Origin of the sequence: Streptomyces sp. NPDC049597 (assembly GCF_040675505.1) — a bacterium.
Classification (GTDB): domain Bacteria; phylum Actinomycetota; class Actinomycetes; order Streptomycetales; family Streptomycetaceae; genus Streptomyces.
On sequence record NZ_JBFAOY010000007.1, the window covers coordinates 183317 to 206349 of the forward strand.

General features: G+C 70.5%; 17 protein-coding genes and 1 riboswitch. Of the genes, 6 read left to right on the forward strand and 11 right to left on the reverse strand.

Features of this window, described 5'->3' with window-relative positions; genetic code table 11:
- Positions 1–8 precede the first annotated feature (8 nt).
- Positions 9–167: riboswitch (cyclic di-AMP (ydaO/yuaA leader) on the reverse strand.
- Between the two features lie 232 nt (positions 168–399).
- Together AB0K02_RS11425 and AB0K02_RS11430 are read right to left on the reverse strand one after the other, a co-directional pair.
- Positions 400–1788: a pitrilysin family protein gene (locus AB0K02_RS11425; protein ID WP_365992141.1), complete on the reverse strand. Its 1389-nt coding sequence runs from the start codon at positions 1786–1788 to the stop codon at positions 400–402.
- Positions 1785–3155, reverse strand: a complete 1371-nt coding sequence (locus AB0K02_RS11430) for a pitrilysin family protein (RefSeq protein ID WP_365992195.1) — start codon at positions 3153–3155, stop codon at positions 1785–1787. Before AB0K02_RS11430 ends, AB0K02_RS11425 begins: the two co-directional genes overlap by 4 nt.
- A 242-nt stretch (positions 3156–3397) precedes the next feature.
- On the opposite strand from AB0K02_RS11430, the gene AB0K02_RS11435 reads away from it, so the two are divergent.
- The gene (locus AB0K02_RS11435) at positions 3398–5848 is read left to right on the forward strand and encodes a DNA topoisomerase IV subunit A (protein WP_365992142.1); all 2451 of its coding nucleotides are present in this window, start codon (positions 3398–3400) and stop codon (positions 5846–5848) included.
- Here the strand turns inward: AB0K02_RS11435 and AB0K02_RS11440 are convergent.
- Entirely contained in the window at positions 5845–6978 is a 1134-nt protein-coding gene (locus AB0K02_RS11440) for a GTP-binding protein (protein WP_365992143.1), read from the reverse strand. The genes AB0K02_RS11435 and AB0K02_RS11440 overlap by 4 nt on opposite strands.
- Positions 6979–7254: 276 nt before the next feature.
- On the opposite strand from AB0K02_RS11440, the gene AB0K02_RS11445 reads away from it, so the two are divergent.
- The 4 genes from AB0K02_RS11445 to AB0K02_RS11460 all read left to right on the forward strand — a co-directional run bounded on the left by AB0K02_RS11445 (position 7255) and on the right by AB0K02_RS11460 (position 10741).
- Positions 7255–7902 carry a DUF6082 family protein gene (locus tag AB0K02_RS11445; protein WP_365992144.1) on the forward strand — a complete coding sequence of 216 codons (648 nt, stop codon included), beginning with the start codon at positions 7255–7257 and terminating at the stop codon, positions 7900–7902.
- 115 nt (positions 7903–8017) lie between these two features.
- Entirely contained in the window at positions 8018–8254 is a 237-nt protein-coding gene (locus AB0K02_RS11450) for a hypothetical protein (protein ID WP_177151644.1), read from the forward strand.
- 130 nt (positions 8255–8384) lie between these two features.
- Positions 8385–10061 carry a sensor histidine kinase gene (locus AB0K02_RS11455; RefSeq protein ID WP_365992145.1) on the forward strand — a complete coding sequence of 559 codons (1677 nt, stop codon included), beginning with the start codon at positions 8385–8387 and terminating at the stop codon, positions 10059–10061.
- Positions 10061–10741, forward strand: a complete 681-nt coding sequence (locus tag AB0K02_RS11460; protein ID WP_365992196.1) for a response regulator — start codon at positions 10061–10063, stop codon at positions 10739–10741. The genes AB0K02_RS11455 and AB0K02_RS11460 overlap by 1 nt, the downstream gene beginning before the upstream one ends.
- Positions 10742–10978: 237 nt before the next feature.
- Here AB0K02_RS11460 and AB0K02_RS11465 read toward each other — a convergent pair whose 3' ends face one another.
- The 3 genes from AB0K02_RS11465 to AB0K02_RS11475 form a co-directional block, all read right to left on the reverse strand.
- Positions 10979–12580: a cation acetate symporter gene (locus tag AB0K02_RS11465; protein WP_365992146.1), complete on the reverse strand. Its 1602-nt coding sequence runs from the start codon at positions 12578–12580 to the stop codon at positions 10979–10981.
- A complete protein-coding gene (locus AB0K02_RS11470) occupies positions 12577–13056 on the reverse strand; it encodes a DUF485 domain-containing protein (protein WP_365992147.1) in 480 nt (159 codons plus the stop codon). Before AB0K02_RS11470 ends, AB0K02_RS11465 begins: the two co-directional genes overlap by 4 nt.
- A 272-nt stretch (positions 13057–13328) precedes the next feature.
- Entirely contained in the window at positions 13329–15455 is a 2127-nt protein-coding gene (locus AB0K02_RS11475) for a DNA topoisomerase IV subunit B (protein ID WP_365992148.1), read from the reverse strand.
- Between the two features lie 433 nt (positions 15456–15888).
- Here AB0K02_RS11475 and AB0K02_RS11480 point away from each other — a divergent pair, with 433 nt between their 5' ends.
- Complete coding sequence (locus tag AB0K02_RS11480) at positions 15889–16119, forward strand: hypothetical protein (protein WP_100109587.1); 231 nt, start codon at positions 15889–15891, stop codon at positions 16117–16119.
- A gap of 121 nt (positions 16120–16240) precedes the next feature.
- Here the strand turns inward: AB0K02_RS11480 and AB0K02_RS11485 are convergent, their stop codons facing one another.
- The 5 genes from AB0K02_RS11485 to AB0K02_RS11505 all read right to left on the reverse strand — a co-directional run bounded on the left by AB0K02_RS11485 (position 16241) and on the right by AB0K02_RS11505 (position 22928).
- The gene (locus tag AB0K02_RS11485; protein ID WP_365992149.1) at positions 16241–17077 is read right to left on the reverse strand and encodes a serine protease; all 837 of its coding nucleotides are present in this window, start codon (positions 17075–17077) and stop codon (positions 16241–16243) included.
- 165 nt (positions 17078–17242) lie between these two features.
- The gene (locus AB0K02_RS11490; protein ID WP_365992150.1) at positions 17243–18796 is read right to left on the reverse strand and encodes an RNA polymerase sigma factor; all 1554 of its coding nucleotides are present in this window, start codon (positions 18794–18796) and stop codon (positions 17243–17245) included.
- Between the two features lie 338 nt (positions 18797–19134).
- Complete coding sequence (locus tag AB0K02_RS11495; RefSeq protein ID WP_365992151.1) at positions 19135–20022, reverse strand: FadR/GntR family transcriptional regulator; 888 nt, start codon at positions 20020–20022, stop codon at positions 19135–19137.
- Between the two features lie 613 nt (positions 20023–20635).
- Positions 20636–21400, reverse strand: a complete 765-nt coding sequence (locus tag AB0K02_RS11500; RefSeq protein WP_365992152.1) for an NUDIX domain-containing protein — start codon at positions 21398–21400, stop codon at positions 20636–20638.
- A 106-nt stretch (positions 21401–21506) separates the two neighbouring features.
- Positions 21507–22928 carry a DUF4192 domain-containing protein gene (locus AB0K02_RS11505; protein ID WP_365992153.1) on the reverse strand — a complete coding sequence of 474 codons (1422 nt, stop codon included), beginning with the start codon at positions 22926–22928 and terminating at the stop codon, positions 21507–21509.
- Between the last annotated feature and the right edge of the window lie 105 nt (positions 22929–23033).

Genomic DNA, 23033 nt, shown 5'->3' on the forward strand with positions numbered 1-23033 from the left:
GGCTGGTCCTTTCCTTCCTTCTCGCCTACCGGGTTAGCTGACGGGTTCGGAGCAGGAAGGTCTCCTACGGGCCCCTCCGCGCGGGCGAAGGCGTCCGATTCACCCCAGGGGACTGGGTCCCCGGCTCCCCGGGCTCGCGCCTGAAGGGGACTCGGCGATGACTGTCCGATGCCGCGGGTGCGGCGTGATCCAGGCGGACAGCCGGACCGACGCTAGGCAGTTCGTCTGTCGATCACCAAACGGACAGCCCGTTTTGTAGCGCATGCCACAGGGCAGACAGGCCACCTCTCCAACAAACCGGACATAGCACGGAACCCCGGCATACAACTCGAAGCCGGGGTTCCGTAGGGCATGCGCCGCGCTCGTTCTGCGCGCTTTCGCCCGATGCGCGACCTTCGATCAGCCCGTGACGACGGTCACTTCACCGATCCCGAGCGCCCTGACCGGGGCCTCGATCTGCGCCGCGTCGCCGACCAGCACCGTGACGAGACGGTCCACGGGGAACGCGCTGACCACCGCAGCGGTCGCCTCCACCGTGCCCGTCGCGGCCAGGCGGGCGTACAACTGCGCCTGGTAGTCGTCCGGGAGGTGCTGCTCGACCTGGTCGGCGAGGGTGGCCGCGACCGACGCCGCGGTCTCGTACTTCAGAGGGGCGACGCCGACCAGGTTCTGCACGGCGACGTCGCGCTCCGCGTCGGTGAGCCCCTCCGCGGCGAGCGTGCGCAGCACCGCCCAGAGGTCCTCCAGTGCGGGGCCGGTGTTCGGCGTGTCCACCGAGCCGCTGATGGCCAGCATCGAGGCGCCCGAGCCGTCCGGGGCCGACAGCAGCACCTGGCCGAAGGCCCGTACGCCGTAGGTGTAGCCCTTCTCCTCGCGCAGGACGCGGTCGAGCCGGGAGGTCAGCGTGCCGCCCAGGCAGTACGTGCCGAGCACCTGGGCGGGCCAGACGCTGTCGTGGCGGTCGGGTCCGGTACGGCCGATCAGCAACTGGGTCTGCACGGCGCCGGGGCGGTCGACGATGAACACCCGGCCGGTGTCGTCGGCCGTGATCGCCGGCACGGGCCGGGTGGCCGCCTTGTCGCCCGTCCAGGCCCCGAGGGTGTCGGCGAGGACGGCGTCCACATCGATACCGGAGAGGTCGCCGACGATCACGACGGTCGACGTGGACGGACGAACGTGCGTCTCGTAGAAGGCCCGTACGGCCGCGGAGTCGATCCTCGCCACCGTCTCCTCGGTGCCCTGGCGCGGCCGGGACACCCGCAGGGACGACGGGAAGAGCTCCTTGGAGAGCTGCTTGGCCGCGCGGCGGGCCGGGTTGGCCATCTCGTGCGGGATCTCGTCGAGGCGGTTGCGGACCAGCCGGTCGACCTCGCCCGGCGCGAAGGCGGGGGCGCGCAGGGCGTCGGCGAGCAGACCGAGTCCCTTGGGCAGCCGGGAGGCGGGGACCTCCAGCGAGACACGGACACCGGGGTGGTCGGCGAGCGAGTCGAGCGTGGCGCCGCAGCGCTCCAGCTCGGCGGCGAAGTCCTCGGCGCTGTGCTTGTCGGTGCCCTCCGACAGGGCGCGGGCCATGATCGTGGCGACGCCGTCGAGGCCCTCGGGCTCCGCCTCCAGGGGGGCGCCGAGGAGGATCTCCACGGCGACGACCTTCTGGCCGGGGCGGTCGCAGCGCAGCACGGTCAGCCCGTTGTCCAGGGTGGCGCGCTCGGGAGCCGGGAAGGCCCAGGGCCGGGCGGTGCCGGGGGTGGGCTGCGGGTGGAAGTCCATGGTCACGGCAGCGTCGCTCACTGGTCCGTCCCCTTGTGCTCGTCGTTCTCGTCGGCCGCCGCGGACTCGTCGTCCATGTCGCTGTCGTCGGCGGAGATGGGCTCGTAGACCAGGACGGCCCTGTTGCGCGGGTGCAGCCGGGCCTCGGCGACCGCCTTCACCTCCTCGGCGGTGATGTCGAGGACGCGCTGCACGGCGGTCAGCGCCAGCTGCGGGTCGCCGAACAGGACGGCGTAACGGCACAGTTCGTCGGCGCGGCCGGCCACGGTGCCGAGCCGGTCGAGCCATTCGCGCTCGAGCTGGGCCTGGGCGCGCTCCATCTCCTCGGGCGTCGGGCCCTCGGCCGCGAACCGCGCGAGCTCCTCGTCGACGGCGGCCTCGATCTGCGGGACCTCGACGCCGCCGGACGTCTTGACGTCCAGCCAGCCGAGCGAGGGGGCTCCGGCCAGGCGCAGCAGCCCGAACCCGGCGGCGACGGCCGTCTGGTCGCGGCGGACCAGGCGGTTGTGCAGCCGCGAGGACTCCCCGCCGCCGAGGACGGTGAGCGCCAGGTCGGCGGCGTCGCACTCGCGGGTGCCGTCGTGCGGGAGGCGGTAGGCGGCCATCAGGGCGCGGGCCGGGACCTCCTCGACGATCTCCTCACGCAGCTGCTCGCCGATGACGTCCGGCAGGGAGCCGTCGCGCGGGGGCTGCTTGCCGTCGTGGGACGGGATGGAGCCGAAGTACTTCTCGATCCATGCGAGCGTCTGCTGCGGATCGATGTCGCCGACGACCGACAGCACCGCGTTGTTCGGCGCGTAGTAGGTGCGGAAGAAGGCGCGGGCGTCCTCGAGGGTCGCCGCGTCGAGGTCGGCCATCGAGCCGATCGGCGTGTGGTGGTACGGGTGGCCCTCGGGGTAGGCGAGGGCGGTCAGCCTCTCGAACGCCGTGCCGTACGGCACGTTGTCGTAGCGCTGGCGGCGCTCGTTCTTGACGACGTCGCGCTGGTTCTCCATCGACTCGTCGTCGAGCGCGGCCAGCAGCGAGCCCATGCGGTCGGCCTCCAGCCAGAGCGCCAGCTCCAGCTGGTGAGCGGGCATGGTCTCGAAGTAGTTGGTGCGCTCGAAGCTGGTCGTGCCGTTCAGCGAGCCGCCGGCGCCCTGGACGAGCTCGAAGTGGCCGTTCCCCTTCACCTGGGCCGAGCCCTGGAACATCAGGTGCTCGAAGAGGTGGGCGAGTCCTGTACGGCCCTTGACCTCGTGACGGGAGCCGACGTCGTACCAGAGGCAGACCGCGGCGACCGGGGTCAGGTGGTCCTCCGAGAGCACGACGCGCAGGCCGTTGGCCAGGCGGTGCTCGGTCGCTGTCAGGCCGCCGGAGTCGGCCTGAGCTGTGGCCGTGTGACCCATGGGCATGTACGTCCCTTCGATCGCGATGCTGAATGTCCTGCCAGACCTGCCACTGTATGCAAGCGTGCTGACACCTGGCGAAGTTCCCGGCCGCCGGTCGGCGTTGTTCGCCCGCTCGTGGAGGACGCGGCCGCGGGGCCACCGCGGGCCTCCCGCCCGGGTCGCGGTCCACGTTGTCAGCGGGACGGTCCACAATGGTCGGCGTCAGATCCAGACTGGTACGTGAAGGAGCAGCAGCCGCGATGGCCCGCCGCAGCACGAAGACCCCACCGCCGGACGATTTCGAGGAGAGGATCCTCGACATCGACGTCGTGGACGAAATGCAGGGCTCCTTCCTCGAGTACGCGTACTCGGTGATCTACTCCCGTGCCCTGCCCGACGCCCGCGACGGCATGAAGCCGGTGCACCGCCGCATCGTCTACCAGATGAACGAGATGGGCCTGCGCCCCGACCGCGGCTACGTGAAGTGCGCCCGCGTCGTCGGCGAGGTCATGGGCAAGCTGCACCCGCACGGCGACGCGTCGATCTACGACGCGCTGGTGCGCATGGCGCAGCCGTTCTCGATGCGCCTGCCGCTCGTCGACGGCCACGGGAACTTCGGTTCGCTGGGCAACGACGACCCGCCGGCCGCCATGCGGTACACCGAGTGCCGCATGGCGGACGCCACCAGCCTGATGACGGAGTCGATCGACGAGGACACGGTCGACTTCCAGTCGAACTACGACGGTCAGGAGCGGGAGCCGGTCGCCCTCCCCGCCGCCTATCCGAACCTCCTGGTCAACGGAGCCTCCGGCATCGCCGTCGGCATGGCGACCAACATGCCCCCGCACAATCTGGGCGAGGTCATCGCCGCGGCCCGGCACCTGATCAGGTACCCCCACGCCGACCTCGAAGCGCTGATGCGCCATGTGCCCGGCCCCGACCTGCCGACCGGCGGCCGGATCGTCGGCCTCGGCGGGATCAAGGACGCCTACGAGACCGGCCGCGGCACGTTCAAGATCCGCGCCACCGTGTCCGTCGAGACGGTCACCGCCCGCCGCAAGGGCCTGGTCGTCACCGAACTGCCCTTCTCGGTCGGCCCCGAGAAGGTGGTCTCCAAGATCAAGGACCTGGTCTCGGCGAAGAAGCTGCAGGGCATCGCCGACGTCAAGGACCTCACGGACCGGCAGCACGGCCTGCGCCTGGTCATCGAGGTCAAGAACGGCTTCATCCCCGAGGCCGTCCTGGAGCAGCTGTACAAGCTGACGCCCATGGAGGAGTCCTTCGGCATCAACAACGTGGCTCTGGTGGACGGCCAGCCGCTCACGCTGGGGCTGAAGGAACTGCTGGAGGTCTACCTGGACCACCGGTTCGACGTGGTGCGCCGGCGCAGCGAGTTCCGCCGCACCAAGCGCCGCGACCGGCTCCACCTGGTCGAGGGACTTCTCGTCGCCCTGCTCGACATCGACGAGGTCATCCGTCTGATCCGCTCCAGCGACAACTCCGCCCAGGCCAAGGAGCGCCTGATCGAGCACTTCTCGCTGAGCGAGATCCAGACGCAGTACATCCTCGACACTCCGCTGCGGCGACTGACCAGGTTCGACCGGATCGAGCTCGAGAGCGAGCGCGACCGGCTCAACAGCGAGATCGAGGAGCTCACCCGGATCCTGGAGTCGGACGCCGAGCTGCGCAAGCTGGTCTCCTCCGAACTGGCGGCGGTGGCCAAGAAGTTCGGCACCCCGCGGCGCACGGTGCTGCTGGAGTCCGCGGGCGCGCCCGCGCCCGCCGCGTCGCTCCAGGTCGCGGACGACCCGTGCCGCGTACTGCTGTCCTCGACGGGCCTGCTGGCGCGCACCGCCACCGGTGAGCCGCTGGTGGACCACGGCACCAGGCGCACCAAGCACGACGTGATCGTCTCGGCGGTGCTCACGACGCAGCGCGGAGAGGTGGGTGCGGTGACATCGGCCGGACGGCTGCTGCGCCTGTCCGTGATCGACCTCCCGCAGCTGCCGGACACGGCGTCCGACCCCAATCTGGCGGGCGGGGCGCCGGTCGCGGAGTTCCTGACGCTGGAGGCGGACGAGCACGTCGTCTGTCTCACCACGCTGGACGAGTCCTCGCCGGGCCTCGCGCTCGGCACCGCGCAGGGCGTGGTCAAGAGAGTGGTCCCCGACTATCCGTCCAACAAGGACGAGTTGGAGGTCTTCGCGCTCAGGGACGGGGACCGGATCGTGGGCGGCACGGAGCTGCGTACGGGCGAGGAGGACCTGGTCTTCATCACCTCCGACGCGCAGTTGCTGCGCTTCCCCGCCTCGCAGGTGCGGCCGCAGGGCCGGGCGGCCGGCGGTATGGCCGGCATCAAGCTGGCGGAGGGTGCCGAGGTGATCTCGTTCACCGCGGTCGACCCGGCCGGGGACGCGGTGGTGTTCACGGTGGCCGGCTCGCAGGGCACACTGGACGACGCTCCGACGACGGCGAAGCTCACGCCGTTCGACCAGTACCCGCGCAAGGGGCGCGCGACCGGCGGTGTGCGCTGCCAGCGCTTCCTGAAGGGCGAGGACATGCTGGTCCTGGCCTGGGCCGGCGCAGCCCCGGCGCGCGCGGCGCAGAAGAACGGCGCACCGGCGCAGTTGCCGGAGCTCGACCCGCGCCGTGACGGCTCGGGCACGCCGTTGCCGTCCCCGGTGGCGGTGCTGGCAGGGCCCGCGAGCTAGTACTCCTCGTCGGGGGTGCCGGTCCCGTCCGGCTCCCCCGGCTCGCCCGGCTCCCCCGGCTCGTCCGTTCCGTCCGGCTCGGTGGGCACGTAGCGCAGGACGCCCCACATGCTGCGCTCGTCGGGACGGTCCTCGGGTCCGCTCAGCGCGCAGGCCTCGATCTCCTTGCGAAGTCCCTCGGCGTCGATCCCGGAGCCGATGAGCACGAGCTGCGTCATGGGCGGCTCACCGGCCGGCCAGGGCTGCGGGGAGAAGCGCAGGAAGCGCCCGACCGCGTGGACGGCGTACCGGTTGCGCGGATCCGCCGCGCCGAAGTCGACGAAGCCCTTGATCCGGTACAGCCCGGCGGGCCTGGAGTCGAGGAACGCCATGAGCCGCCGCGGGTGCACCGGTACGTCGAGGGCGACGGAGACGCTGTCGTACGCGGCGTGCAGATGCCCCGCGTGCCCGTGCTCGCGGTCGTACGCCTCCGCGTACAGGTCCTCGAAGGAGAGCTGGCGGACCTTGTCCTGCTGTTCTTCGGGCCGTGGGGCGGGGTCCAGGAGCAGGGCGGGGTCGACCCGTCCGTACCGCGCGGAGACGACCGGTGCGGCCCCGGCGAGCTGGGCGAGCGTCTCCCGCAGCCGCTCCTGTCCGGCTTCGTCCACCCGGTCGGTCTTGTTGAGCACGACGAGGTCGGCGACGGCGAGGTGCCGGTCGAGCTCCGGATGCCGGACCCTCGTGTCGTCGAACTCGGCGGCGTCGACGACCGCGACGAGCCCGCCGTACACGATCCGGGGGTTGTCGCTGGCGAGAATCATCCGCACGAGCTCCTGCGGCTCGGCCAGCCCGGAGGCCTCGACGACGATGACGTCGATCCGCGCCGAGGGGCGGGTGAGCCTGTCCAGGTAGTCGTCCAGCTCGCTCGCGTCGACGGCGCAGCACAGGCAGCCGTTGCCGAGGGAGATGGTGGAACCGACCTGCCCGGCGACGGTCATGGCGTCGACCTCGATCGACCCGAAGTCGTTGACGACGACACCGATGCGGTTGCCGCCGTTGCGGCGCAGCAGGTGGTTGAGCAGCGTGGTCTTTCCTGATCCGAGGAAGCCCGCGAGGACGACGACGGGGATCTGGGACCTGCTCGGGCTCACTGCTGCACCTCGGACGGTTGGACTGCTCCGGCGGCCCAGGATAAGGGCGCACGCGAAGTGAACGATTGTTAGCAGCGCGTACCGGGCACACATTCGACACGGCCCCAGCGGGAACGCTTCGGCGTTCCCTCCGTGCGCCGCCGTCTCCGCCTCCCCGCCGGTCAGAGCCGCTCGGCACTCTGGGAGTCAGCAGTTTTGCAGTCGACGACCGCTCACCGGTGCGCTGCGCCCGCACTCCGCCGGTCCGGTGCACGGTCGCCTGTCTCGGGGGTTGACATGAGCACACAGGGAAATCGGCACCAGCGGGGGGTTGCGGCGGGTATCGCGCTGGTCATCGCCTCCGCGACCGGCGTGGTGGGACTGGTCGCCGCGCTCAGCCTCGCCATCAGTTCGACGATGGAGGCACTCGCACCCGACACCGACGTCTCCGCCGCGAACGCCGTCTTCTCCGGCCTGGCCTTCGGCGCCGTCCTCGTCGCCCTGATCATCCAGCACGGCCAGCTCCGCCGGCAGAACTCCAGCCTCGCCACCCAGCTCCAGCACATGGAGGCCGCCAACGGCTACCAGCGGCGCGCCGACATCACGAGCCAGCACCGGCTCCAGTTCGAGCTGCTGTCCAAGGCCATGGACGATCCGGATCTCGCCGAGGTCCTCAACGCGTACGGTGACCACGTTCCGCCGGTGCGCCGGCGCCAGTATCTGTACGCCAACGCTCTCTACGGCAATCTGCTGCACGCCTACCGGATCGGCTCGACCAGCGAGCGGGACCTGAAGGGCCATGTGAAGGTGATCTGCCGCAGCCCCCTCTTCCGCGACTACTGGCGAGAGACGCGGGAGCATCGCGCCGAGCTGCCGTACGAGTCGGACGAGGCGAAGCTGGGGCGGATCGTCGACCGGGTGATCGACGAACGCCCGGCGGGGTGACCGAGGAGCAAAGCCGTCGTTTCACCTGTGTGTAATCAGGGGTCGCGGGGGACCGGTCGTGGCACACTGCGCCCCAGCCGTGTCACCCCTCTCCCACACACAAGGATCGGCGCCAGTGAAGATCGTTCGTAGGATCGGAGCGTCCCCTCGCGAGCGCGGAAGCCTGTCCGGGCAGACCTGCCCGGACATTTTCGAGCTCAGCGACGGCCGCTTCGCCGTGATCGGCACCGAGGCGACGGAAGACCTCGACAAGGAGCTTCCCGCCGACGCCGCCCGCGCGGACTACGAGCGCATCGTGATCATCAGTCGCGAAACGCTCATCAGGGCCAAGGCCGACATCCCCGACGCGTAACGGCCGGCGGGGACCCGCACGTGCTCGGCACCGACCGGTGCCGAGCACGTCGTCGTTCCGGCCCCCGTGATACGCCTCGGCGTTCTGCCCCATTTCGAAAAGCGGGCCGCGCCGTTTACCGTTCGTAGGCATGAGCCCCGTACCGACCGCCCCCGCCCGGCGACGGCGGTTCGGCTGGCCGCAGCGGGTCTTCTCCCAGGTCCTGCTCATGCAGCTGGCCATCGCCGCCGGCGTCACCACGCTGGCCACCGGCCTTTTCCTCGCGCCGCTCAGCTCCCAGCTCGACGACCAGGCGATGCGGCGCGCCCTGGCCATCGCACAGACCACGGCTTCCCCCGAGCTCGCCGACGAGGTGACCCGCACCCGCCCGACCGCCGACGGCCCGGTGCAGAAGGAGGCCGAGCGGATCCGGGTCTCCACCGGCGCCGAGTACATCGTCGTCATGGACGACAACGGCGTGCGCTGGTCGCACACGTCCCCCTCCCAGATCGGGCGCATCGTCTCGACCGACCCGAGCGCTGCTCTCGCCGGCCGCGAGGTGATGGAGATCGACAGCGGCACCCTGGGACGCTCCGCGCGGGGCAAGGTGCCGCTCAAGGACGACGAGGGCCGGATCGTCGGGGCCGTGTCGGTCGGCATCGAGTACGACAGTGTCCGCGCCAGGCTGCTCGCCGCCATCCCCGGGCTCATCGCGTACGCGGGCGGCGCGCTGGCCGTCGGCGCGCTGGCGGCCTACCTGATCTCCCGCAGGCTCCAGCGGCAGACCCACGACCTCGCCTTCTCCGACATCTCGGCCCTGCTCGCCGAACGCGAGGCCATGCTCCACGGCATCCGTGAAGGCGTGGTGGCCCTCGACGGGACCGGCAGGATCCGGCTGCTCAACGACGAGGCACAGCGTCTGCTGGGGGTCGGCCCCGACGTCACCGGCCGGCCGCTGGACGAGGCGCTCGGTGAAGGCCGCACGACCGAGGTGCTCGCGGGCCGCGTCAGTGGCGAGGACCTGTTGACCGTACGCGGGAGCCGGGTACTGATCGCGAACCGGATGCCGACCGACGACGGAGGCGCCGTCGTCACTCTGCGCGACCGCACCGAACTGGAACAGCTGGGCCGGGAACTCGATTCGACCCGAGGCCTGATCGACGCCCTGCGCGCCCAGGACCACGAGCACGCGAACCGGATGCATACCCTCCTTGGCCTGCTCGAACTGGAGATGCACGAGGAGGCCGTGGAGTTCGTCACCGAGGTCGTCGGCGTGCACCGGGCCACCGCCGAGCAGGTCACGGAGAAGATCCACGATCCGCTGCTGGCGGCGCTGCTCGTGGGCAAAGCGACCGTGGCGGCCGAACGCGGGGTGTCGCTGCGCATCGCGCCCGCGACACTGCTGCCCGACCGGCTGGTGGATCCGCGCGGACTGGTGACCGTCGTCGGAAACCTCGTCGACAACGCGCTGGACGCGGCAGCCGGCACACCGGACGCGACGGTCGAGGTGGAGCTGTACGCGGAGGACCGCACCGTCGTCCTGCGCATCGCGGACAGCGGGCCCGGTGTCCCGCCCGAGCGGCGTGAACTGATCTTCACCGAGGGCTGGTCGACCAAGGAGCTGCCCGCGCACGGCAGGCGCGGGCTGGGGCTGGCACTCGTGCGCAGGTTCGCCGAGCGGCAGGGCGGCACTGCGGTGGTGAGCGAGGCGGCCGCGGGCGGTGCCGAGTTCACCGTTGTCCTGCCGGAGGCACTGACCGAGCAGCCGCTCGCGGCGGCGGGAGCGGCGGAAATGCCGGCGGCCACCGCCGAGATGCGCGAGGCATGATGATCGACGTGCTGGTCGTGGACGACGACGTCCGGGTCGCCGAGATCAACGCGGCCTACGTCGCCAAGGTGCCCGGCTTCCGGGTCGCCGCGATCGCCCACTCGGCCGCCGAGGCACTGACCCGTATCGCCGACACGCCTGTGGATCTGATCCTGCTCGACCACTATCTGCCGGACGAGAACGGCCTCACCGTCGTCCGGGAGCTGCGTCGTCTCGGCCATCAGACCGATGTGATCATGGTGACGGCGGCCCGCGACGTGGCAACGGTCCAGGCCGCCATGCGTCATGGCGCCCTCCAGTACCTGGTGAAGCCGTTCAACTTCGCCGGGCTGCGCACCAAACTGGAGGCGTACGCGACGCTGCGGCGCGCCCTCGACGTGGGTGGTGAGGCGGAGCAGGCCGAGGTGGACCGCATGTTCGGCGCCCTGTCGGCGGGGTCGGCCGCGCCCGAACTGCCCAAGGGGCACTCCCCGGCGACGGCCGAAGTGGTGCGCCAGGTCCTGCTGGCCGCCGATGGCCCGCTCTCGGCCCAGGAGATCGCGGAACGGGCCGAGATGAGCCGGCAGACCGCACAGCGGTACCTGAAGCTGCTGGAACGGACGAACCGGGTGCGGCTGAGCCTCAAGTACGGCGAGACGGGCCGTCCCGAACACCGCTACTCCTGGACGACCAGCGGCTGAGCCCGCCTCCGGGGTGTCCGGCTTGTGCGCGGCGCCGTGTCACGCCGCACACGAGGGCAGTGTCAGTCGTCGGGCACCGCGATGTCGTGCCGGCTGAGGCGCTCCGCTCCGCCATGACGTCGATGGCGGTGGCCATGCCCCTGCCGCTCGTGAAGCCGCGCGTGCCGGTGCCAGGATGGATCGACGGATCGGCTGTCGGCGACCGCGGGATTGACGACGGGCCGCGCAAGCAGTCCGCTACACGGCGCCGGCCCCGGTCAGCGCCCGAACCTCGGTCTCGGCATGCCGGGCCGCGTCCGGCGGCTCCGACGACGTGACTGTGCCGATCCAGCCCGCGAGGAAGCCGAGCGGGATCGAGACGAGACCTGGGTTCTCCAGTGGGAAGACGTGGAAGTCCATGCCCGGGAAGAGCGCCTGCGGGCTCCCGGACACCACCGGTGACAGCACCACGAGCAGCACCGAGGGGATGAGACCTCCGTAGACCGACCACACCGCCCCGCGGGTGGTGAACTTCCGCCAGAACAGCGAGTAGAGCAGGACAGGCAGGTTCGCCGACGCGGCAACCGCGAACGCCAGCCCCACCAGAAAGGCGACATTCAGGTCGCGGGCCAGCAGACCGAGCCCGATGGCGACGGCACCGATCCCGACCGCCGCGACCCTGGCGACCGTCACCTCGCTGTACCCGCCGTCCTCCCGGCCGGCCGAGCGTCGCAGGGATGCGTACAGGTCGTGCGCGACCGAGGCGGAGGACGCCAGCGTGATGCCCGCGACGACCGCGAGGATCGTCGCGAAGGCCACGGCGGCGACCACCGCGAAGAGCACGGTGCCCCCGGTCGAGCCCGCTCCCCCGCCGAGGTCGAGGGCGAGCAGCGGCACGGCGGTGTTCCCGGCGGCGCTCGACGCCCGTACCTCGTCCGTGCCCACCAGGGCCGCGGCGCCGAAGCCGAGCACGATCGTCATCAGATAGAAGCCGCCGATGAGGCCGATGGCCCAGACGACCGAGCGGCGGGCTGCCCGCGCGGTCGGCACGGTGTAGAAGCGCGACAGGATGTGCGGCAGCCCTGCCGTGCCCAGCACCAGCGCCAGGCCGAGGCTGACGAAGTCGAGACGCGCGGTCCAGTCGCCCCCGTACCGGAGCCCGGGTGAGAGGAACTCCTTGCCGCGTCCGCTGCGCCCGGCAGCGGAGTCGAGCAACTGGCCGATGTCACCGCCGAACCGCATCAGCACGAGCACGGTCATCGCGATCGCGCCCGCCATCAGCAGCACGGCCTTCACGATCTGGATCCAGGTGGTGGCTCGCATCCCTCCCATCGACACATAGATCACCATCAGGGCACCCACGCCGACGACGGTCCACGAGCGCGCGGCTTCGCTCGTCCCGCCCAGCAGCAGCGCGACGAGGGACCCGGCTCCCACCATCTGCGCCACCAGATAGAGAACGGACACGGTGACCGAGGAAGTTCCCGAGGCGATGCGCACCCGTCGCTCCCTCATCCGGGAGGCGACGACGTCGGCGAGAGTGAACCGGCCGCAGTTGCGCACCAGTTCCGCGACGAGGAAGAGAACGACGAGCCAGGCGACCAGGAACCCGACGGAGTACAGCATTCCGTCGTAGCCGAACAGGGCGATGAGTCCGGAGATACCGAGGAAGGAAGCGGCCGACATGTAGTCGCCCGCGATGGCGAAACCGTTCTCCATCGGGGAGAAGAGCCGCCCGCCCGCGTAGAACTCCTCGGCCGAACCGTGCCTGTGGCGGCTCACCCATGTCGTGATGCAGAGGGTGACGGCGACGAACGCGCTGAACAGGAGCAGCGCCAGGGCCTGGTGGTCGCCGCTCAACGCCCCGCCCCCCGGGTCATCTCCTGGGTGTCCCAGCGCAGTTCGAGCGCGGCACCGTCCCGCCGCCGACGGGCATGGCGGGCATACGCCCAGGTCAGCAGAAACGTGGTGAGGAATTGGGCGAGTCCTGCCACCATCGCCACGTTGACCGCACCCGCGACGGGCCGGGCCATGAGCTCAGGTGCGGTGGTCGCGGCCACCACATAGGCGAGATACCACAGGAAGAAGGCGAGGGAGGCGGGCACGACGAACCGCCGGTAGCGACGGCGCACTTCCCGGAAGGCGGCGCTGCGCTGCACCTCCAGATAGATCTCGGCAGCGCTCGGACCGGTCTCGGCCCGCCGCGCGGACGCCGACGCAGCCACCGGGACCCGCCCGCCGGTGCCGTCCGTATTGCCCCAGCCGGAGGTCGGCGCGTCGTACCACGGGTCCGCGATCCGAGCCGTCGGCGGGCCTTGCGCTTCCTTCTCGTCCACGCTCAACTCTCCTTGTCAGCGGACCTTTTCGGCCCGCATGCACAAGAATGGACAAAGCGAGAAGATCTCGGACTCTTCTCCCAGCGCTCTTCACTCCATCAGGTGATGCCCGTCCCCGGTGGCTGAACGAGCCCTTCCGGACGTGGCCTTGGCGGCGACGTGGCCCGGCAGCACAGAGACCGGCCGCACGGCGCACAGGGATGGACAGCGCCGACAAAGGGGCGGGCCGGGGAGGAAGCGGGGGTGGAGCCCGTCTCCACCCCCGGGTGGCGTCAGGCGTCGATGCGGGAGCGGTCGAGGGTGGCCGCCGAGCTGGTGATGAACTCCTTGCGGGGTGCGACCTCGTTGCCCATCAGCAGGTCGAAGATCTGCTCGGAGGCTTCCAGGTCACCGATGTTGATCCGGCGCAGGGTCCGGTGACGCGGGTCCATCGTGGTCTCCGCGAGCTGGTCCGCGTCCATCTCGCCGAGGCCCTTGTAACGCTGGATGGAGTCCTTGAACCGGACGCCCTTGCGCTGGAACTCGAGCAGCGTCTGCCGCAGCTCGTTGTCCGAGTACGTGTAGATGTACTTGTCCTGGCCCTTCTTCGGCTGGATCAGCTCGATCCGGTGCAGCGGCGGAACGGCGGCGAACACCCGGCCGGCCTCCACCATCGGCCGCATGTACCGCTGGAAGAGCGTGAGCAGCAGGGTCCGGATGTGGGAACCGTCGACGTCGGCGTCCGTCATCATGATGACCTTGCCGTAGCGCGCCGCGTCGATGTCGAAGGTGCGGCCGGAACCCGCACCTATGACCTGGATGATCGCGCCGCACTCGGCGTTCTTCAGCATGTCCGACACGGACGACTTCTGGACGTTGAGGATCTTGCCGCGGATCGGCAGGAGCGCCTGGAACTCGCTGTTGCGCGCCAGCTTGGCCGTGCCGAGCGCGGAGTCCCCCTCGACGATGAAGAGCTCGCTGCGCTCCACGTCGTCACTGCGGCAGTCGGCGAGCTTGGCCGGCAGGGACGAGGACTCCAGGGCCGTCTTGCGGCGCTGCGCCTCCTTGTGCTGGCGGGCCGCGATGCGTGTACGGGCAGCGGCGACGGCCTTCTCCAGGACGGCGCGGGCCTGGGCCTTCGCGTCCCGCTTGGTGGAGGTCAGGAAGGCCTTGAGCTCCTTGGCGACCACGTTCGCGACGATCCGGTTGGCGGCCGAGGTGCCGAGCACCTCCTTGGTCTGGCCCTCGAACTGGGGCTCGGCGAGCCTGACGGTCACGACCGCCGTGAGGCCCTCCAGGGCGTCGTCCTTGACGATGTCGTCCTCGGCGACGCGCAGCAGCTTGGTGGAGCGCAGGACCTCGTTGACCGTCCTGGTCACCGAGCGCTCGAAGCCGGTGACATGGGTGCCGCCCTTGGGGGTGGCGATGATGTTGACGAACGACCTGACCGTGGTGTCGTAGCCCGTGCCCCAGCGCAGGGCGACGTCGACGCCGAGCTCGCGGGTGACCTCGGTCGGGGTCATGTGGCCGCGGTCGTCGAGAACGGGGACGGTCTCCTTGAACGTGCCCTGGCCGCTCAGGCGCAGCACGTCGCAGACCGCCTTGTCCTGCGCCAGGTACTCGCAGAACTCGCTGATCCCGCCGTCGAAGCGGAACGTCTCCACGCTCTTGCCCTCGCCGTCGCCACCCGCCGGGCCGCGCTCGTCGTGCACGACGATGGTGAGGCCGGGGACGAGGAAGGCGGTCTGCCGGGCACGCTGGTGGAGGGTCTCCAGGGAGAGCCTGGCGTCCTTGAGGAAGATCTGGCGGTCCGCCCAGTACCGCACGCGGGTGCCGGTGCGGGCCTTGGGCACGCGCTTGCCCTTCAGGAGCCCGTTGGCCGGATCGAAGGGGGCGTCGGGGCCGGACTCGGTGAAGATGCCGGGCACGCCGCGCCGGAAGCTGATCATGTGGGTGGCACCGCCGCGGTCCACCTCGACGTCGAGGCGCGCGGAGAGCGCGTTCACCACGGAGGCGCCCACGCCGTGCAGACCGCCGGAGGCCGCGTACGACCCGCCGCCGAACTTGCCGCCGGCGTGCAGTTTGGTCATCACGACCTCGACGCCCGACAGGCCGGTCTTGGGCTCGACGTCGACCGGGATGCCGCGGCCGTTGTCCCGGACCTCGACGGACCCGTCCTCGTGAAGGATGACCTCGATGTGGTCGCAGTGGCCGCCGAGGGCCTCGTCCACGGAATTGTCGATGATCTCCCACAGGCAGTGCATCAGGCCGCGGCTGTCGGTGGACCCGATGTACATTCCGGGCCGCTTGCGGACCGCTTCGAGGCCCTCCAGGACGAGCAGGTGCCGCGCGGTGTAGTTGGAACCGTCACGGTCTGCGGTCAGCAGCGCTGTGGACGGCACGGACGTTTCGGCGGTCACGCGGTTCGCTCCTCGCTGAATTTCAGATGTGGCCAAGTGGGGTAAAGGCCCGGGCGTCGGTCGCCGCTCAGAGCGTACCGAGGCCTGGTAGAGCCGATGTAACGCCACCCTCGTGATTTCTCATGCTAGTCCAGCATCGCATGCATGTTCGATCCCTCGATGGGGTGACGTGCACATCACGTTCCCTTCCAGGCATGAACCATTTAGGCTCCGGGCACGTCCTCATGAACAACCGGCAACCCAGCCGGGAGGGCCAAACGAGACAAGCAACGCGAAATCCGTAGAGCGAAGCAATACGGCTCATTCGCCGCCAACCGGCAGCAGACAGCCGCCTCGGAAAAAAATTCGAGGGAAAGCCCCGAGCGGGAACGTTTTCGGGCTGGTTGGATGTTGCACCTGGTACGACAGCTCGTCGAGCTAGAGAAGAGGCGACGTGACTACTGTTCTGACCCCCGCGAGCCCGCTGACGGCCGCTGACCGTTGCGACCGCTGCGGCGCCCAGGCGTACCTGCGCGTCGTCCTGATCAGCGGCGGTGAACTGCTCTTCTGCGCCCACCACGGACGCAAGTTCGAGCCGGAACTCAAGAAGATCGCCGCGGAGATACAGGATGAGACGGACCGACTGACGGCCGTTCCGGCCGGCGCCGGCGAAGAGGACCACTGAGACCTCGCATCCACGACGAGCCATGGGCCGGTCGAGGACCGGCATCGGGCGGCCGCCCCCTGGACACAGGGGGCGGCCGCCCGCTCTCATACGGTGACCGCGGGGACGGCCGCGGCAGCCGTCAAGGGCCGACCAGGACCTTCCCCCCGGTGACCAGAGGGGCGACGGTCGACACCCGGGTGTAGACCCCGGGTGCGTCGGGGCGGCCGCAGCCGCTGCCCCACGAGACGATGCCGATGAGTCGCCCGCGGGCGATCAGCGGGCCGCCGCTGTCACCCTGGCAGGCGTCCCGCCCGCCCTGCGGAGCCCCGGCGCAGAGCATGGTGTTCTTCAGGTAGCGGCCGCCCTGGTAGGCCCGCTCGCAGGTCGCGTCCGGCAGGACGGAGACGCGCGCCGCACGCAGCGTGGGCGCGTAGCCGCCTCCGCCCGTGGTGTCCCCCCAGCCGTACACGGTGGCCTCGGTGCCGGGCGTGTACACGTCTTCCCCTGCGTTCGCGACCGGGAGCACGTTCGCCGCCGGTAGAGCCTCGGAAAGCGTCAGGAGGGCCATGTCGGCCCCGTTGGTGGCAGGGTCGTACGCCGACGAGACGTGACTCGAGCGGACGGTGATCTCCCGTCCGCCCCGCCCGTCCAGCGCGGACCGGCCGGAGATGACGCGCAGGTCCTGCACGGCGCTCACCTCCTTGCCCAGCACGGTCCGGCTGAGGCAGTGGGCGGCGGTCATCACCTTCGTGGGCGCCACGACGACGCCCCCGCAGAACTGCCCGGCCCGCGTTGGGCCGAACCGGTCACGGCTGGAGAGGGCGACGACCCAGGGACTCTCTTCGGCCTTCACCTCGAAGCCGCCGACGACCACCCTGTCGGCGGCCGCGGATGAGGGCATCACCAGAGGCGCCAGGACCGCGGCGGCGATGAGGGCCGGAACCCCGGCCAGTCCTCGGGCTGTGGGACGACGCATACGGCCTCCTGACTCTGCGTGAATCCTGTGCACCCAGAGTGGTCCAGGAGGCTGCCGACCGCACCCGCGAGGGAACCTGGACACGACAACCGGACATGGCGAAGGGCCCGGTCCCACGAGGGACCGGGCCCTTCCACGGCGTTGGCCGCAGGGCGCGCCGACGACCTAGTCGAGGTAGTCGCGGAGCACCTGGGAGCGCGACGGGTGACGCAGCTTCGACATCGTCTTGGACTCGATCTGACGGATGCGCTCACGCGTCACGCCGTAGACCTTGCCGATCTCGTCGAGGGTCTTCGGCTGACCGTCGGTGAGACCGAAGCGCATCGAGACGACGCCCGCCTCACGCTCGGACAGCGTGTCGAGGACCGAGTGCAGCTGCTCCTGGAGAAGCGTGAAGCTGACCGCGTCGGCCGGCACGACCGCCTCGGAGTCCTCGATGAGGTCACCGAACTCGCTGTCGCCGTCCTCGCCGAGCGGCGTGTGCAGCGAAATGGGCTCGCGGCCGTACTTCTGGACCTCGATGACCTTCTCGGGGGTCATGTCGAGCTCCTTGGCCAGCTCCTCCGGCGTGGGCTCGCGGCCCAGGTCCTGGAGCATCTGGCGCTGCACCCGAGCGAGCTTGTTGATGACCTCGACCATGTGCACCGGGATGCGGATGGTGCGGGCCTGGTCGGCCATGGCGCGGGTGATGGCCTGACGGATCCACCAGGTGGCGTACGTGGAGAACTTGTAGCCCTTGGTGTAGTCGAACTTCTCGACGGCACGGATCAGACCGAGGTTGCCCTCCTGGATCAGGTCCAGGAAGAGCATGCCGCGACCGGTGTAGCGCTTGGCCAGCGAGACGACCAGCCGGAGGTTGGCCTCCAGCAGGTGGTTCTTGGCGCGGCGGCCGTCCTCGGCGATGATCTCCAGCTCACGCTTGAGCTTGGGGGCGAGCTTGTCCGAGTTCGCGAGCTTGTCCTCGGCGAACAGGCCCGCCTCGATGCGCTTGGCGAGCTCGACCTCCTGCTCGGCGTTGAGCAGCGGGACCTTGCCGATCTGCTTGAGGTAGTCCTTGACCGGGTCGGCGGTGGCACCGGCGACGGCGACCTGCTGAGCGGGCGCGTCGTCCTCGTCGTCGTCGGAGAGGACGAAGCCCTTGCTCTCGCCCTCGGTCTCCTCTTCGTCGACCTTGCCGCCGGGCTGGACCTCGTCGAGCAGCTCTTCGCCCTCGACGATCTCGTCGTCCTTCTTGCCCGCGGTCTTCTTGGTCGCGGTCTTCTTGGCGACCGTCTTCTTCGCCGCGGTCTTCTTGGCCGCCGTCTTCTTGGCGGCGGCCTTCTTGGCGGGCGCGACGGCCGCCGACTCCTCCGCCGTGACGTCGACGGACTCGGGCGACGGCGCCGCGGTCGCGGCGACGGTCTTCGCCGGAGCCGTCTTGGCAGCGACGGTCTTGGTGGCGGTGCGCTTTGCCGGGCTCTTCGCTGCGACGCTCTTGCGGGCGCGCTTCGGCGACTCCGCTGCACTGACCATCAGCGTCACACCCTCTTCCTCGAGGATCTGGTTGAGGCTGCGCAGAACATTCTTCCACTGGGTTGGCGGAATCTGGTCAGCCTCGAAGGCCCGACGCACGTCATCGCCGGCGATCTGCCCATCAGCCTTTCCCCGCTCGATGAGCGCCATCACAGACTCGGACTCGGCGATCTCCGGCGGGAGCGTACGGGATGTGCTGGCCGACACGAACAACCTCTCGGAACGATGGAAAACGGCTTCCGGCCCCGCCCATGATCGGGCCGGAGCCGACGACCACCGGGCTGCGGATGTACCGGTGGCGCGGGCGGAACCTCGGAGCTGTCACAGCGCCGTCCACGGCAGCTGTATTCCCCTCCTCGGCTGTCACCTCTTAGGTCATCGCACGGTTTCGAGGAGCGTTACGCCCAATCCGCGTGGCCCGAGTCACACCGCATATGCCATGAAACGGCCATATGAGGCGTTAGCCGCACAGCGTGTCCCCGGATCCCGGCGGAATCCGGCGACACGCTGGGCGTACACCTCCGCACTCCCGACCGCTCCGGCGGTCAGTGCTCGCGCGGGGCGGGAACCACTCGTTCCGCTTCCGGGTGAACCGTGAGCAGTTGCCGCATGGCCGATTCGGCGGCCTGCGAGTCGCCCGAGGCCAGCGCTTCGGCGATTCGGGCATGCTGGGCCACTGCGGCTTCGGTCGGGCGATCACAGCCCGTGACCGGCCCGCCGGACACCTGGAGGGCGGCGGAAACGATTCCCGACAGGTGCTCCAGCATGCGGTTGCCGGCGAGCTGGATCAGCAGGGAGTGGAACTCGGCATCCGCCCGCGAAAAGGTGAGCCCGTCACCTTGGGTCAGGGCATGCCCCATGATCTCGACCATGTCGGCCAGCCGCTGCTGGACGTCGTCACGGCCGTGCCCGGCCGCGAGGCGGGCGGCGAGCGGCTCGATGGTCCAGCGCAGCTCGTTCAGCTCCCGTCGCTGGTCGTCGCGCTGGGGGCCGAAGGCGCGCCACTCGATGATGTCGGGGTCGAGCAGGTTCCAGTCGCTCACCGGGCGCACGCGAGTGCCGACATTGGGGCGGGCGCTGACGAGACCCTTGGCCTCGAGGACGCGCAGGGACTCGCGGACGACGGTGCGGGAGACCTCGAAACGCTGGCCGATCTCCTCGGGGACGAGCGGACGATCGGCACCGAGGTCACCGGAGACGATCATCTGGCCGAGCTGCTGGACGAGTTGACCGTGCAGACCGCGGCCGCGGCTGCCTGCCGCACGGCGGGCGACCCGGCCCAGCTCCGCGTCCCCTCCCTCCCAGGAGGGAGGAGCGACGCGGTCGACGCCCGGCGACTCCGCGTAGGGATATCGGTCGAGTTCGCCCGGGCCTGCGAGGCCGGTCTCGGAGGGGCGGGCGGCGGTCATCATGGTGTGCGCAAGGGTACTCACGCATCCTTTGTCGGCTCCGCTTCCGACCCCCTTGAGGTCTTTGGTGAAAAGCACACGAAAGGGTGATCGGCGCTCACACCGCAATTGACGCCTTATCGTAAGGAATCGGGCAGTCTCAAGGGAGTTGCGGGCAGTCGGCGCCCGAGCGATCGGCCTTGATCACCAAGAGGCACCGCGTCGAACCGCCATGAACAGATACGCGCAGATGAGGGCCGACAACGACAACACCAGTGCCTCTCCCCCAGATTGTCGGATCACCTGAAGGGCCGCTGCCGGCTACCGATCCGCCTTGTGAGGCAGGGCCCGCTGCGCACAGCGCGGCTCAGGCAGCGGCCCACGCAACCCACCACGAGCAACAGCTGTTTCGCTCGGCCCGGCTCCCAAGTCGCCGCCGTGGACAAGACGCAGGGTCTGCACGTCGGCCGCCACCACTGCCGTCGCGATCACCTGGGCTACGGCCGCGGTCACCGCGAGCTGCACCGGCAGCAAGCCCTGCCCGACAGGGCTCGTTCCCCTGGAGCGCGGCCAGCGCGGGGTGCGGAACTCTCGCCGACGACGGAGCACCGGTCAGCCCGGCTCCGGAGGCCGCGGCAGGCGGCGGCCGGACACGGGATCAGACCTCGGGGCGCAGCATGGGCGGGTTGAGCAGAGTGGCCCCGCCGGCCCGGAACAGCTGGGCGGGACGGCCTCCCTGCCGGGTGGTCGTGCCGCCCGCAGGCACCAGGAAGCCTGGCGTACCGGTCACCTTGCGGTGGAAGTTGCGCGGGTCGAGGGCCACACCCCACACGGCCTCGTACACCCGGCGCAGCTCGCCGACCGTGAACTCCGGCGGGCAGAAGGCCGTGGCCAGCGAGGAGTACTCGATCTTGGAACGGGCGCGCTCCACACCGTCCGCCAGGATCAGCGCGTGATCGAAGGCGAGCGGGCCCTGCTGCTCGTCCTCGCCCGCGAAACCGTGCTCCTGGCCCAGCAGCTCCTCCACGGGGGCCCAGCGGGCGCTGTTGGCGTCGCCGCCGGCGCGGGGGGCCGGCAGGTCGGGTGCGAGAACGAGGTGCGCGACGCTGACCACACGCATCCGCGGGTCGCGCTTGGGGTCTCCGTAGGTGGCGAGCTGCTCCAGGTGGGCCCCGTTGGCCGGCGCCGGGGACGCGGGGTCATGGGCGCACAGACCGGTCTCCTCGGAGAGCTCACGCGCCGCCGCGGCCGCCAGGTCCTCGTCCGCCCGTACGAATCCTCCGGGCAGCGCCCATCGCCCCTGGAACGGCGGCTCACCTCGACGCACGACCAGCGCACAGAGGGCGTGGCGACGCACGGTGAGCACGACCAGGTCGACGGTGACAGCAAAGGGCGGAAAGGCCGACGGGTCGTAGGGAGACATGCCGCGATCATAGTCGTCTGCCTGACGATAAACACACCCTTCCTGAGGTGCGGCACCGGTTTCTCCGCCGCCACGTGCCCGGTCGGCTGCCGTTCGGTCACATGCGTCATCGCCCGCTCCTGCTGCCGCGCCCACTGCGCCTGCCCACGCGCACCGGGGTGCCTGGGGAGTCGGGGCGGTGACGGGAGACGGCACCCGGCCCTCGGGCCGCCCGGGCCGCAGATCGAACCCGGGCGCGGCGCCGACGGTGCCGAAGCCGCTCCTGCCCGGCGGCCGCCGGGCCCGTCGGGTGATCGGCCGATGGCTGCCCGTCGGAGACGACCCGTCGATCACCGGCTGGACGGTCTCCCGCTGCCGCGGCACCGACAGCCACAGCGCCGCCCGGCGTCGGCCAGTCCTGTTCCTGACGCAGACAGTGCCGCAACGTCTCGGGGTCGAGACCCTCGTTGCAGGCCTGGTGGAGCAGGCGCGCGAAGACGTACCCGGGGTCCGCGCGCAGCGCGAGGCCGAGGGCGACCCGGGCCGCGGGCTCGTCGCCGAGGGACCACGACACCCACCCGGCGAGAGTCAGGGGCGCGGCGGCATGGCTGTCGTAACTCCCGACACAGCGCCGGGACAGAGCGCGCCACAGCCGGAGCGCGGGAGCGGCGTCGGGGCCCTCCATCCACTGGGCCGCGCGGTCCCGGGTCCGGCGGTCCTGAAGGCCGAGGATCAGTTCGGCTGCCTCCTGGTGGGAGACGAGCCGGTCGTCCGCCGCGTCACCCTCGCCCGATGCGGCGGCCTGCGGTGTCCGGGGAGTCCGCGCCAGCCGGTCCAGCACGCGTCTGGCCAGCTCCAGGGTCTCCGCCGCCAGGCGCCGCCTTCCCTGCTCGTCCAGGATCCGGGGGACGAGGGCTGCGCCGGCCTGGTCGAGGGCCCGCTGCTGCTCCGCTGCCTCCTCATCGGTCCGGGGCATCAGCCGAGCCTCCATCTCCCGCAGGCTGCCCCGCACTTGGATGCCTGCGTAGGCGGCGGCCGCGGCCATCACCGAGGTGCCGGGGAGAGCGAGCGGCGTCCCGTCGGGCGGGCAACACCGCGCGTCGGGACAGCAGTAGGACCAGAAGCGGCCGTCGGAGATGCACAGCGCCTCGTACACGGGCACGTCGAGCGCCCCGCAGGCGGTGCGCAGCCGCTGGGCGAGCGGGCGGAGCCGCTCCATCACCCGCAGTCCGCTCTCGTCCTCGGCTGGTTCCTGGCAGAGGAAGACGACGATCCCGTCGGGCCGGGGCCCGCGGCGCTCGCTGCCGTGGATCAGGCACTCGGCGAGCTGCTGCGCCACCGGCTCCCATTCGCGGGAGGATCGGGGGATGCCGAGCCTGAGTCGGCCGCCGAACCGTCCCCGTCCTCCGTGCAGGGCGACCAGCACGATCGAGTCGCTCGGATGGAAGCCCATCATGTACGGGAGGGCATCGGCCAGTTCGGCCGGACTGCGCAGGGTGATCTGCTGCTCGTCGGCGGATCCGGCGGCGAAGTCGTGGTGCTTGTTCATGGCAGGACCGTCTCGCGGACGAGCGACCGGCCGCGACCCCTGTGGAAAACGTTATCCACAGGACGGCGGACTCGTTCGCGCTTTGTCGGTGCCATCGGGTTGCAT